This window comes from Candidatus Krumholzibacteriia bacterium, from assembly GCA_035268685.1.
Taxonomy (GTDB): domain Bacteria; phylum Krumholzibacteriota; class Krumholzibacteriia; order JAJRXK01; family JAJRXK01; genus JAJRXK01.
The window spans coordinates 25,974-38,814 of the sequence record DATFKK010000039.1 but is presented as its reverse complement, the minus strand read 5'-3'; the positions used below and the strand labels follow the sequence as shown (position 1 = coordinate 38,814).

Genomic DNA, 12,841 nt, shown 5'->3' with positions numbered 1-12,841 from the left:
GGAAGGGATCTCGGCGGTCGCCGAGAGGGCAGCGCCGCAGCGGCGTACGACCGAGCTGACCGACACCGAACTCGCCATGCGCATGCAGCTCTACGTCATGGTTCGCGACGTCGGCCAGCAGGTCATCGGCGAGACCACGTCGACGTGGGGAACGTGGATGGGCACGGTCGTCGGTGGGATCTCGTTCGTCGGCGTGGGCGGAACCGTGGCGGCACCCGGCGTCGCGCTCGCGGGAACGATCGGAACCGTCCTCGGCCTGGTGAACACCGCCGTCAACACGATCGCGCTCAGCTACCTTCCCGCGCAGATCGATTCCTTCGAGCTGACGGCCGATCCCCTCGTCGTCGCCCCGGGCGAGGTGGCCCAGACCGAGATCTGGATCCAGGCCTCGAACCAACCGGCGACGATCACCACCCTCGATCTGGTCGACCTCGTTCTGAACGCCATGGGCGTTCTCCCGGGCAGCCTACCCTCCGGGCATCCGCGACGCGTCGCGCTCATCCAGACGATCGACTACTTCCTGGGGATCTTCCGAGGGCTGCTGTCGAACTACGCATCGCAGGTACCGACCTCGGACCTCGCCTTCGACGTCGCGAGCATCCCGTCGATGACCTGGCGCGCGCGCGTGACCGACGCGCGCTATGTCACGCCACTCAGCCACACTCCCGAAGTGATCGACGCGACCGACGCCGGCATCCTCGCCTGGCGCGCGGCCACCGACGGCGAGGGCGAGGGCCGGATCTTCGCGCGCATCGACAGCGGTCCCGACGTCACGTCCCTCGTCCAGATCCCGGGCTACGAGTACGACGCCGGGGCCTTCGGCGACCAGATCCTCACGACCGAGACTCTCTCGGTCTACGTGTCGCCGCCGCTCCTCGTGGTGGCGTCGATGGACGACGAGATCAGCGAGGGAGGGATCAATGGACTCGAAGTGCGTGCCGGCACCGTGAGCGCGATCGGCGACACGCTCTGGCTCGAGAACGTCTTGATCGAGTGCGTCGCCGTGGGTGGCTCCGTGGATCCCGCGGCCGGCGTGACGGGTCCGGACGGGCGATTCGACACCTTCGTGTCGCTCGCGCCGGGTTCGGCCGAAGTCAGGGTGGACGTCTCGGCCACCGGGGACTTCGACCAGCAGGCCACGCGATCGGTGTCGGCAAGTGCGGCCGACGTCGGTCGCTTCGTCGAGATCGACGGCCTCCCGGATCGTCTCGGCCCCGGGGAGTCGGCGACGATCACCGTGCGCGTCGGTGAACGCGCCAACGGGACGAGCACGCCGCTGGAGGGAGTCGAGGTTCGCGTCGTCGCCTTCGACGCAGGCCTCGTTCCCTTCGAAGGCCTCACCGATGCCGTCGGCGAGTTGACGACCACGGTGACGATGCCCGAGATCAGTCGCTTCGGGCGCTACACGAACGAACTGCGGGTCCAGGCAACCGCGACCTTCGACGACGACGAGACGATCTCGGCAAGCACTTCGGCGTTGCGTACGAACCAGATCGTGATGACCTCGCGCGAGGTGGACACCGACATCAATCTCGGATTCCAGTACGACACGAACCGCGCCGCCCCCGGGGCGGAGATCGTCTTCTTCGCGCGGGTCGACTCGACGAGCCGGGTGGAGGGCGCCGAACCCTTCGAACACGAATTCGACTACGACGAATCCGGTGACGGATCCAACGGCATGAGCGCGGGCGTGGAACTCCGACAGTTCCATCGTTCGACCATCACGGGAACGCCGAACGCCTTCGGTGGCGCGACCTTCACGGGTTCCACCGAGGGTTTCGTGTCGCTCTCGAACCCCGACTTCGAACTCGACACCTACACGGCCTACGCCGACGGCGAGACCGAGATCGACGTCAGCTTCGACGTCTACGGCGACCCGGCGGCCTGGAGCCTTGCCGGCCAGATCGACGGGGCCCGGGTGTACTTCGTCTGGATCTTCGGAGGGCCCGGCGACAATCCCTTCGAATGCGAATTCGACGACGACTGCGGTGGCATCGCCGGATCGGGACTCCTCGAGCCCGGACGGTACTCCTTCGTGGCCGTCGAGCGCGACTTCGGCCGCATCGACTGGCGCGCGGACGGCGAGAACGCCGAGACCTCCGGCCGAGTCGACACGAACGGTTCCCTGTCGGCGACGTTGACGGTGGGCCACTGAGCGGCGGCCAGGCGGACCGGTGACCTTGTTCGAGCGATCAGGCCGACGTCCTGTCGAGCCGCCACCGCACGGAAGCGTGATCGCCGGCCCCGAGGCCTTGATGCCAGCGTGGATGCGCGGCTAATTTGCAGGGCTCTCCGTCCCCGTTCGGAACCCTGTGCCGAGAGGAAGCGCTCCATGCCGTCGAGGATCGCCGCCCCCCTGTTCGCCGTGCTCTGCCTGCTGTCCGCTCCGGCCGGCGCGGACGAGGGCATGTGGATGCCCCAGCAGATCCCGATGCTCGGCGACGAGCTGCGCGAACTCGGATTGGAACTCGATCCCGACTCGTTCGCCGACCTCACGGACTTCCCCATGGGCGCGATCGTCTCGCTCGGCGGCTGCAGCGCGGCCTTCGTGTCGGACCAGGGACTGATCGTCACCAACCACCACTGCGTGTACGGATCACTGCAGTACAACTCGACGCCGGAGCGCGACTACGTGGCCGACGGCTTCCTGGCCGCGACGCTCGACGACGAGGTGCTCGCGTCCCCGACGGCACGGGTGTACGTGACGACGGCGATCGAGGACGTCACCGCCGAGATCACCGGTGGACTCGAGGACGTCGGCGACACCGAGCGCGCCGAGCGGGTGGAGGAGCGACGCAAGGCCATGGTGGCCGCGTGCGAGAGCGCCACCGACGACGTGCGGTGCTGGGTGCGTTCGTTCTTCGAGGGCGAGACCTACCTGAAGATCACGGCCATGGAGATCCGCGACGTCCGCCTGGTCTACGCGCCGGCGCAGGGCGTGGGCAACTTCGGTGGCGAGGTCGACAACTGGATGTGGCCGCGTCACACCGGTGACTTCGCCTTCTACCGGGCCTACGTCGGTCCCGACGGTCGTCCCGCCGACTTCTCGCCCGAGAACGTTCCCTACCGTCCCGAGCACCACCTGGAGATCTCGACGCGTGACCTCGACCCCGGCGACCTGGTCCTGCTGGCCGGATACCCGGGCCGCACGCGGCGGCTGGCGACGGCGACGGAGGTCCGCGAGGCCCAGGAGTGGGACATGCCCACCTCGGTGCGCTACCGCGAGGAACTCGCCACGATCCTCGAGGAGCAGGGCGAGGCCGACCGCGAGGTACAACTCGCCAACGCCTCGCGCATCCGCGGGCTGCGCAACTACCAGAAGAAGTACGGGGGCACGCTCGAGGCCTTCGAGCGAGACGACCCGCTCGCCCACAAGCGCGCGCAGGAACGGGCGCTCGAGCGCTACGTCGCCGACGACGAGGACATGGCCGAGGACTACCGCCGCGCTCGCGACGAGTTCGAGGCGCTGCTCGCGCGCGAGCGCGCCACGCGGGAACGGGACACCGTCTTCCGTTGGCTGGACTCGGCGTCGCCCCTGCTCGGGCAGGCCGACCTGCTCGTGCGCATGGCCGAGGAACGCACCAAGCCCGACGCCGAGCGCGACGAGGGCTACCAGGAGCGCGACTGGCCGCGCCGCGAGGCGGGCCTGCGCCGGGCGCAGCGGTCGATCCACGTCGGGAGCGACCGGGCCGGGCTGGAGTGGATCCTGCGCAAGGCCGTTCAGCTCCCCGGAGACCAACGGATCCCGGCCCTCGACACGGCGCTCGCCGCCACCGGGGCGGAGACCGACGAGGCGCGGATCCAGGCTGTGCTCGACACTCTCTACGACGGGACGCGGCTCCACGAACTCGACCTGCGCCAGGAACTGTTCACGGCCACGGTCGGAGATCTTCGTGAACTCGGGGACACCTTCCTCGACCTGGCCTTCGAACTTCGCGGGCTCGCCGAGGAACTCGAAGATCGCGCCGAGGAACACGCGGGAGCACGCCTGCGGTTGCGGCCACGGCTCGTCGCCGCGCAGCGAGCGATGCTCGACGGCCGTCTGGCCCCCGACGCGAACGGCACGCTCCGTGTGGGCTTCGGAGTGGTCGAGGGCTACCGTCCGCGGGACGGCGTCGAGTATCAGCCGCAGACCACGGTCCGTGGCGTCCTGGAGAAGGACACCGGCGAACGACCCTTCGACAGTCCGCGTCGGCTGCTGGAAATGGCACGTGCGGGCCGGTTCGGGCCCTACGTGGATCCCGATCTGCGGACGCTTCCCGTCGCCTTCCTGAGCACGGTCAACGTCACCAACGGCAGCTCCGGCTCCTCGGCGCTGAACGCGCGCGGAGAAGTGATCGGTCTGGCCTTCGACATGAACTGGGAAGGGGTCGCCGCCGACTGGGTCGTGAACGAGGACGTGGTCCGCACGATCCAGGTCGATTCGCGATACATGCTCTGGGTCATGGACGCCGTCGACGGTGCGCATCGCATTCTCGAGGAGATGGGGATCCGTCCGCAGTTCCGACGGCCTGCCGGTCGACGCTGAGCGCGGTGTTCCGTTGCCCCGGCTCGCCTCGGCGTCTAGACTCTCGGGACGAGCGAGCGCTGCACGAGACCGAGGGGAGCCAGCCGTGGTCGATGACGGAGGCACGAAGTCGACGAAGGTGGGACCACAGTCACGACCTCGCCGGTCTGCGCGTGCGCACTGGCGTGAGCTGGACGATCACGTGGTGATCCTCAACCTGGACTCGAGCGTGTACTCCACGCTGAATCCCGTCGGTTCCCTGATCTGGAACGCAGCCGACGGGCGCCGGACCGTGGACGAGATCGTGGCTGCGGTCATGGATGCCTTCGACGTCGACGAGGACACGGCGCGGCGTGACACGGTCAATTTCGCCGAGACCATGCTCGCCGAGGGTCTCTTCGAGATCTGACGCGGGCGAGGGGCGGCGCTCGCAGGGCGGTCGCATTGCGTCTGATGCTCGAACTCGAGGCACTCTGGCACCTGTGGGGCGCCCGCCGACGGGTGGCCCGCTCGAGCGCCCGCGAGATCGTGTCGAGTCTCGACGCGACGTCTCCCGGACGGCGCCGGGCGTCTGCGGCGGCGGTGCACCGTGCCTACCGCCGAGCACTCGGACGCCTTCGGGGCGACGCCTGTCTCGTACGTGCCTACGGCCTGGCGCGCATGCTCCGCCATCACGGACACGACGCCGATCTCGTGATCGGGGTCCGGTTCCGCGGGCATCTGGAGCGGGGACACGCCTGGGTCGAGATCGATGGAGCGCCCTTCGGAGAACCCGAGGGCAAGACCGAGGACTACGAGGAATTCCTGCGCACTCCGGCGCGTGAAGGGGAGCGACTGCCGTGAATCGATGCGACTACCGGATCCACGGTCGACGCCTCGCCGTCACCGCACGCGACGAGGGCTCGGCGAGAGTGCTCGACGAGATCTTTGCGGCCCATCGTGCGCCCGGCGGACCGGAGGCACCGGATCTCGAGATCGAGATCGCGCACGGCCTCGGCACCGCGAAGCCCCCGCGCGGTGCTTCGCTCGGTGTGGCCGCCGACGGGACGCGCTTCTCCGCCGCGACGGACGGAGCCCTGGTGATCGAGTCCGACGGCGTGGGATGGGCCAGGGTCGAGCCCGAGACCGGTACCGCCAGGGTCCACCTCGACGAGGGTGTGGAGGCGCACGCCTGGCTCCCGGGACACCGACTGCTCGATCCGGTGGTGGTGGAGCTGCTGAAGGCACGCTCCCTGTATTCCGTCCACGCGGGGGCCGTCACGGCCGGCGGCGACGCCATGCTCCTGTGCGGTGCGTCGGGTTCCGGGAAGACCACCCTGAGCCTCGCCATGGCCCTCCGGGGATGGGGATTCCTGGGCGATGACACCTGCTATCTCGACGGCGCTGGGGACGAGAGCGTGCCGGTGGTCGGGGCGCGCTGGTCGCCGCTGCACCTCACCGACCCCACGCTCGAGGCCCTGCTGCCGCCGGCGTCGAGGTCGCGCGCGGAGCGTCGAGCCGGTGCCGGGAAGTGGTTCTTGCCCGTGCACGCCGTCGAGGGGCTCACTCCCGTCGAAACGGCACGCGTCCGGTGGATCGTGTTCCCCCGGATCCACGATGCCGACACGTCGATTTGCGATGGACTTTCACCAAGCGACGCGCTCAGCCGACTGCTCAAGCAGAGTCTCGTGCCCAGCGAGCGCGCTACGTCGCGGCGCCAGTTCGATCTGCTGGCGGGAGTCTGCGAGACCGCTGCGTGCCACCGGCTCCTCGTCGGCGCGGACCTCGTGGAGGCCACGGATCGCCTGTGTGCTCTCGCGGGGGCGTCCGCCGGCGGGGCCGACGGGAAACCTGCGACACGACTGTAAAATCGACGGTCGAACGTGAATTCTGCCCGGCGTTCGCCGGCAGGATCCGGTATACTCCGGGGTGTAGATCGTGGCTCCCGCGCGGTCCAGAACACGCGCCGGGCTCGAATCGGGTCCTGACGCCAGGAGTTGTACAGATGCAGCCGAAGAAGACCTACGAGACACCCGCCATCATTGCGCGCGAGGATCTCAAGGAGATCACCCTCTACACCGGTTTCGACGCCAGTGGGTCCGGTTCGCGAGAAGGGCGTAAGCTCTTCTGGCACATGCCCTAGGCAGCGCCCGGCTCGCCTCGGTCCCAGGGCGGGCCTCCGAGAACAGGGCGAACGATCCGCGACAGGACCCTCCCCGGGTCCTGTTCGTGGATCAATGCGCGAAGCACCGCATTCCGGTACCAGCCGGGGAACACGGATCGGCGATCGGCGAAGGTCACCGAATCCAGGGCCAGCATTCGCCACAGGCGGGTCCCGCGGCTCGGTGCCGTGGCGTCGTGGCGTCCAGTCGTCCTTGATCCGCCCAGGAAGGCGTCCAGAACGGTCAGCGCGCGCTCGACCGTCGACGTGGCGTTCCACCGTTCGGCGCGGGCCCAGAGATCTTCGCGGCGGTCCGCGCAGCGTTCCCACCACAGGGCCAGGTCCAGGAGTTGACGTGCGCGGCGCATGTAGGCGTCGTCACGGTCGATGTGGATGATCGTGGCGAGGCACTGGTCGACGTCGTCGAGGCGCAGCGCGCCCGGTCCGAGCGACGGATGGGCAACGGCGCGGGCCCAACAACCCTCGTGGTCGATCCGGACGTCGCCGGTGGTCACGCCGGAGATCCGGCGGTGGAGTTCGATCGGCGTCGCGGCACGATCGCGCCGCACGAAGGGTTGCAGGTGGTGGTGGTTCTCGTAGAACTCCGCCTCGAGGTCCTCCACGGCCGCGTAGGCGGGGTCTGCGGCGAAGAGGGCGCGGGCTTCGTCCGCACGGGACCCGGGCACGAGCAGGTCGACGTCGCCGGGTGCGCGGCACCAGCCGTGCGGGGCGTGCACCACGGCGTTCGAGGCCAGCCCCTTGAGCGCGATGCTCGGGATGCCCGCGCCGTGCAACCGTGCGACCACGCGCGACGCCTCGTCCTCGCTCGCGAGCACGAGGGCCTGTTCCCGGGCCGCGGCGCGAACCAGACGTTCGGTCCAACGCCCACCGGCACCGGCGCGTGCGGCGCCCGTCGTCACGGCGTGGGCGGTGACCGCGGCAAGTCCCAGGGACGTCGCGAGTTCGATCGTCGCGGCATCGACCCAGGGTTGGGCGCCGGGGAGTCCCATGCATCGGGCCAGCACGGCCCGCAGGCTGTGTGCGGGGCGTCGGGTCATGGTGGTCCCGTCAGAACTCGCCGTGCAGCTTCTTCTTCACGTAGCCCACGACGTTGCGGAGCACGGGCACGTTCTCGTACACGAAGGCTCCCATGTCGAAGTAGTCCCGGTGGAAGATGCAGCGATCGTCGTCGTCGAAGATCAGCCGCGACATTCCCGGCACCGAGATCGGCCGGCCCCCGTTCAGGCCGTCGACCTGCATGTGCATGATCCAGACCATACCGCGCGATCGGGAGGGGGGATCGCCGATCACCTCGGGGAATTCCCAGCGCAGGGCCGGGTCGTTGCGGTAGACCTGTGCGTAATAGGAGCGCATCCGGTCGCGGCCGTCGAGGCTCACCATGGGATCCTCGAAGTGGACGTCGACGGCGTAGAAATCGTCGACGAGGTCGAGGCGGTGAACCGACAGGGCCCTGAAGAATGCGATCGCATGCTGGCCGAGGGGATCAGCTGGCGATGGATTGGTCATCGAACTCGTCGCGACGGGGGCGGCGTTCCTGGGCATGGTCCAGCATACGATCGATCGCCCGGGGCAGCTCCTGCAGCCGGGTCGGAGCGACGGCGCCGATCCGCTCGATCACCCGCTCGAGACGCCGACTGCCCCATCCCCCGACGATCATCTGGACGGAAGGGTCCAGCGCCCGGCGCAGATCGAGGAGCTCCTCTTCGAGACGGCGGGTGTCGCCCTCCCACGTCACGGAGAGGGCGACCGCCTCCACGGACTGCTCGTGGGCGAGGCGGACGATCGTGTTCGGGGGCAGTTCGGCTCCGAGGCGCAGGCCGTCGCAGCCGCACACCGCCAGGGCCACCGAGAGCGCGAATCCGCCGAGTTCGTGACGCTCGCCGGCAGGGACGGCCACGGCGACCCGTGCTCGCGGGTGATCGGGCTGGAGGCGCACCAGAAGGTCTTCCAGCAGGGTCCGGACGACGATGCTGGTGACGTGCTCGTGGCTCGGGTCGAGGGTGCGGTCGGCCCACGCAGATCCCCCGCGCTCCACGAGCGCGCCGAGTACCTCGTCGAGGAACAGCAGCGGATCGTAGAGAAGAACGGCGCGTTCGAGCTCGCGGCGGAGGCCGCGCTCGTCGCGGTCGCGGACGCGCGCGCGAGCGCGTCCGAGCAGCTGCTCGAGCGAGGGTCGACCCGGAACCCCGGCCGGGGTCAGGGCCCGGTGCTGGACGGCGTCCTCGGTCAGGAGGGCAGCCAGTTGCTCGTCGCCGAGCGCGGCGACCTCGCTGATCCGACGTCCCGCGTCGGTCACGATCCGCAGACGGCGGAGACGCTCGACGTCCTGGTCGGAATAGAGGCGTTGCCGGGTCTCGCTGCGCGAGGGACGGACCGCCTGGTAGCGGCGTTCCCAGGCACGGAGGAGGGCGGGGTTCAGGCCGGCACGGCGGGCGGCGACCTGGATCGGATGCCGGGGGCGAAGACGATCGTCGTTCAACGGAGGACCTGCCGGGACGGGGCCGGAACAGCCGGAACGGATGGTGATTTTCGAGATTCCGGCGAGTCTAGCACCCGACAGGAATCCGACGAAGTGCGAATCACCTCTGTACCGGCGGAATCCCGGCTGCACTGGTCTCGCCGTGCTTCACTCGGGCGACGTGCCACGCAGGCGGTGTTCGTCGAGCACGAGGTCGGCCCGCCGTCGGGGATCGAGCTCCTCGAAGCACTCGCGAAGCCGCGGAACCGGGAGGGGCAGGCACTGGGCCAGCACGTCGGCCAGGAAGCCGATGGGTGCTTCGTCCGGAAGCTCCAGATCCTCTTCGCTGTGCTCGGCGATCGCATCGCGGAGCTGCAGCGACAGTCCGAGGTCCGCGATCTCCGCCTCTTCGTCGTCATCTTCCAGCAGGTGGGCCTTCGCCCGGCGGTACAGCCGGTCGGACTCGACCTCCTCGATCCGGACCCGGCCGAGGCCGACGACCCAGATCAGGTACTCGCCATTGGGCAGCCGCCGGTGGCGCGCGATCTCGCCCAGTCCGCCGGTGTCGAGGACCGGCGGGTCGCTGGCCATTTCGTGGACGTGCGCGGGATCGACGCAGGCCATCACCAGGCGCCCGGGTCCGTCGAGGAGGTCCTCGACCATCTGCCGGTAGCGGGGCTCGAAGACGCGCAGCGGCGAGGCGGCCCCCGGGAACAGGAAGTAGGAGGGCAGCGGGAACACGGGGGCGATCATGTGGGTCACGGCAGACCTCCTGGGAGGAGTGCGCGGGATCGACCGGCCTCAGCCCGCCAGGACCCGGCGCAGGCGCCGGGCGGCGTCCTCGACCGCGTCCCGCGACTCGGCGGCGAAACAGGCACGGATCCAGGATCCGTAGTCGGTGCCGAAGTCGCTACCCGGCGCGACCAGCACCCCCGCGTCCAGGCATTCGACGATCAGGTCTTCGGGGTTGCGCCCACGGCGGCAGAAAGGTGCGGCGTCGAGGAACGCGAAGTACGTCCCCTCGCACGGCTCCACCGGAAGGTCGAGCGTCCCCAGGAACAGGTCGCGGCGCGACTGCAGGTCGGCGGAGACCCCGGCGGACCAGCGTGTGAACTGCCGCACCGGGTCCAGAACGAGTTCCTGCGCCAGGGACGACGCCGAGTAGACCGAGTGGACGAGGGCACGGTCCACCGACCGGATCACCGGCGCGGCGGCCCGGATCCAGCCCAGGCGCAGGCCGGCGAACCGGAAGATCTTGGAGAATGTGTAGACCGACAGGACGTTCTCGGGCCGTGCGGAGTACAGGGACAGCGGATGCGTGGCCCGTCCGTCGTAGGCCATGCCGTCATAGGCCTCGTCGCTGATCACCCACAGGTCGTGGCGCTCGGCGATCTCGAGGATCGCTCGTCGGGTGGCCGCGTCGAGCACGCGTGACGAAGGATTGTTCGGCGTGTTCAGGTACAGAGCCGCGGTTCGCTCGCCGATCGTGGCCTCGATCCGCTGCAGGCCGTCGGTGCGGACCTCGGTGGTGTAGAAGGGGACCTCGCGGACCACGCCACCGGACATGCGCACCATGCCCCGGAAGAAGGGCCAGGAGGGGGTCGGGACGATCACTTCGTCCCCCGGGTCGACCAGCGCCTGCAGCGCCGACGACAGGGCATTCGTCGCACCGCTCGTCACGAGAATCTGATCGGGTTCGGTGTCGAGACCGTGCACGCTGCGGTGGTGGTCGGCGAGCGCCCGGCGCAGTCGCCCGATCCCGGCGGTGTTGGGGTACTGGAACCAGTGGGCGCGATCCTCGCGGAAGTCCGGGTCCAAGGGAAGTTCGTAGGCGGGTGGGTCGGCGGCGTCGCCGATGTGGAGTCGGGTCGGTCGCGGAGTCCGTTCGCGGATGCGTGGGAGGAGGCGCTCGAAGACCGAGCCTCCGATTCCCTCGAGGCGAGCGGCCGTTTGCGGTGCACGGGGCATTGGATCTCCGGGGTTCAGCGGGGTCCAGAAGGAGTCGGCGGTTCGGCTGCGACGTCCAGGTCGCCGCGCAGCGCGGCGTAGGCCAACAGGAGACGGACGCTGCGGCCGTAGCTGTCCACGCCGCCTGCGACGCGGTTGCTGCGCAGGTAGGCGTGGTTGACGCGGCGGCTCAGGGTTCGCGCCGGTCCGCGTGCAGCCACCCAGTAGGCGTAGAGGTCGTTCACGTCGCGCTGGACGCCCGCCACCCGACGCGCCACCAGCCGCTCTCTCTCTTCGCCGGGCAGCGTCCGGATGAGCTGGCGCGACGCGAAGCTGGCGGCGGCGTAGCGGGCGTGCAGGTGGTCGGCCGTGGCCGCGGCGAGCCAACCCAGGAAGTTCGCCTCGTCCTCGGGACCGACACCCCGCTGGTGGGCCTTCTCGTGGGACATCACGCGGGCACGCTGGACGATCGGCACGTCGTCGTTGACGTTGGCCTCGCCGGTGAACGGGAAGTAGAACCCCGACAGTCCCAGTCGGTGCAGGAGCGGCGAGATCAGCAGGGGTTTGACCGGTCCGCGGTCCCAGCCCGCGGTCTCGGGGAGACCGACACGGTCGGGGATCGCGCGCCACGAGATCTCCAGCGCCCGGTCCAGGGCGGCGAGATCGGTCGGGGCAGCGGTCGGACGGCCGGCGTCCTCGGTGCCGTGCAGGCGCACGTACAGCGCGTTGACGCGGTCGACCGCAGCCTCGGCGAGGGCGACGCGCCCCGCGAGGTCGACCTCGGGGGTCGGCCAGCCCGCGCGCTCGGGTAGGGTGGGGCGCGCGTAGTGGAACCCCCACACCACGTAGAACAGAGCCACGACCACGCTGAGATCGCGGGCCACGAGGACCACTGCCCGTGCCAGGCGGCGGGAACGCGGCGATCGCCGCAGCCCCTCGGCCAGACGGGCCAGTTCGGCCACGACGAAGCCTGCCAGGAGGACCTCGGCGACCGAGACGGGAATCCAGCCGGTGGCGCGGGCCAGCGCGAAGCCCACGGCGGCACCGAGGGAACCTCCGTAGAGCGACTCCACGAGACCCGGTGCCGCCGATCCCAGGGCCGCGCTCGCCGCCCAGGCGACCGGCCCCGCCGCCAGCAGCGCGATGCGGCGCGCGGGCTTGTTGCCGAGTACGGCTGGGCCTACCGTTGGGACTTCCCGCTTCCCCGGATCGTTCATGGTTTCATCCGACCGCAATCCCGACTTCGAGCGTCGAGTCCCCGACGACGACGACCGCGAGCGCATGGTCTGCCGGTCCTGCGGGTGGATCCACTACGAGAACCCGCGTCTGGTCGTGGGCGCGCTGGCGACGTGGGACGACGGGATCCTGCTCTGCCGCCGCGCGATCGAACCGCGGGTGGGCTACTGGACGGTTCCCGGTGGCTTCATGGAGGTCGGCGAATCCACCGAGGCGGGCGCCATTCGCGAGACCCTGGAGGAGACGGGCGCACGGATCGCCGTGGACGACCTGCTCGCCGTCTATTCCCTGTCGCACATCGGTCAGGTGCATCTCGTGTACCGGGGCCGCATGCTGGAGTCGACGATCGATCCGGGCCCCGAGTCCATCGAGGCACGCCTGTTCACCGCCGACGAGATCCCATGGGACGATCTCGCCTTTCCCACGAACACCTGGGCGCTGCGCCACTTCCTGGAGGTCCGCGGTCGGTCTCCGATCGCACCCTTCGGCACGCCTGTCGACGCACCTCCGCCGCCGCGCGACCTCTTCTGAG

13 protein-coding genes are annotated in these 12,841 nt (G+C 69.7%); 7 read left to right on the top strand and 6 right to left on the bottom strand.

Annotation, left to right across the window (positions count from 1 at the left end; translation table 11 throughout):
• From VKA86_04595 to VKA86_04570, 6 genes are all read left to right on the top strand, one after another.
• A partial coding sequence (locus VKA86_04595) for a hypothetical protein (protein HKK70473.1) occupies positions 1-2,155 on the top strand: 2,155 nt, incomplete at its 5' end.
• A 177-nt stretch (positions 2,156-2,332) separates the two neighbouring features.
• A complete protein-coding gene (locus VKA86_04590; GenBank protein ID HKK70472.1) occupies positions 2,333-4,528 on the top strand; it encodes a S46 family peptidase in 2,196 nt (731 codons plus the stop codon).
• Between the two features lie 184 nt (positions 4,529-4,712).
• A complete protein-coding gene (locus VKA86_04585) occupies positions 4,713-4,916 on the top strand; it encodes a PqqD family protein (protein HKK70471.1) in 204 nt (67 codons plus the stop codon).
• Between the two features lie 44 nt (positions 4,917-4,960).
• On the top strand, positions 4,961-5,350 hold the full coding sequence (locus VKA86_04580) for a lasso peptide biosynthesis B2 protein (GenBank protein HKK70470.1): 390 nt from the start codon (positions 4,961-4,963) through the stop codon (positions 5,348-5,350).
• A complete protein-coding gene (locus VKA86_04575; GenBank protein HKK70469.1) occupies positions 5,347-6,354 on the top strand; it encodes a hypothetical protein in 1,008 nt (335 codons plus the stop codon). The genes VKA86_04580 and VKA86_04575 overlap by 4 nt, the downstream gene beginning before the upstream one ends.
• Before the next feature lie 137 nt (positions 6,355-6,491).
• On the top strand, positions 6,492-6,629 hold the full coding sequence (locus VKA86_04570) for a hypothetical protein (GenBank protein HKK70468.1): 138 nt from the start codon (positions 6,492-6,494) through the stop codon (positions 6,627-6,629).
• On the opposite strand, the gene VKA86_04565 is transcribed toward VKA86_04570, so the two are convergent.
• From VKA86_04565 to VKA86_04540, 6 genes are all read right to left on the bottom strand, one after another.
• Positions 6,626-7,705: a nucleotidyltransferase family protein gene (locus tag VKA86_04565; GenBank protein ID HKK70467.1), complete on the bottom strand. Its 1,080-nt coding sequence runs from the start codon at positions 7,703-7,705 to the stop codon at positions 6,626-6,628. The genes VKA86_04570 and VKA86_04565 overlap by 4 nt on opposite strands.
• Before the next feature lie 10 nt (positions 7,706-7,715).
• Positions 7,716-8,174, bottom strand: coding sequence for a nuclear transport factor 2 family protein (locus VKA86_04560; protein ID HKK70466.1), 459 nt, complete (start codon positions 8,172-8,174; stop codon positions 7,716-7,718).
• On the bottom strand, positions 8,152-9,147 hold the full coding sequence (locus VKA86_04555) for a MerR family transcriptional regulator (protein ID HKK70465.1): 996 nt from the start codon (positions 9,145-9,147) through the stop codon (positions 8,152-8,154). The genes VKA86_04560 and VKA86_04555 overlap by 23 nt, the downstream gene beginning before the upstream one ends.
• Positions 9,148-9,294: 147 nt before the next feature.
• Positions 9,295-9,879: an LON peptidase substrate-binding domain-containing protein gene (locus tag VKA86_04550; protein HKK70464.1), complete on the bottom strand. Its 585-nt coding sequence runs from the start codon at positions 9,877-9,879 to the stop codon at positions 9,295-9,297.
• A 48-nt stretch (positions 9,880-9,927) separates the two neighbouring features.
• On the bottom strand, positions 9,928-11,094 hold the full coding sequence (locus tag VKA86_04545) for a pyridoxal phosphate-dependent aminotransferase (GenBank protein ID HKK70463.1): 1,167 nt from the start codon (positions 11,092-11,094) through the stop codon (positions 9,928-9,930).
• 14 nt (positions 11,095-11,108) lie between these two features.
• Positions 11,109-12,290 (bottom strand): DUF3810 domain-containing protein, encoded by a 1,182-nt coding sequence (locus VKA86_04540; GenBank protein HKK70462.1) that lies wholly within the window; start codon positions 12,288-12,290, stop codon positions 11,109-11,111.
• Between VKA86_04540 and VKA86_04535 the strand changes: the two genes are divergently transcribed.
• Positions 12,289-12,840 carry an NUDIX hydrolase gene (locus tag VKA86_04535; GenBank protein ID HKK70461.1) on the top strand — a complete coding sequence of 184 codons (552 nt, stop codon included), beginning with the start codon at positions 12,289-12,291 and terminating at the stop codon, positions 12,838-12,840. The genes VKA86_04540 and VKA86_04535 overlap by 2 nt on opposite strands.
• Position 12,841 lies beyond the last annotated feature (1 nt).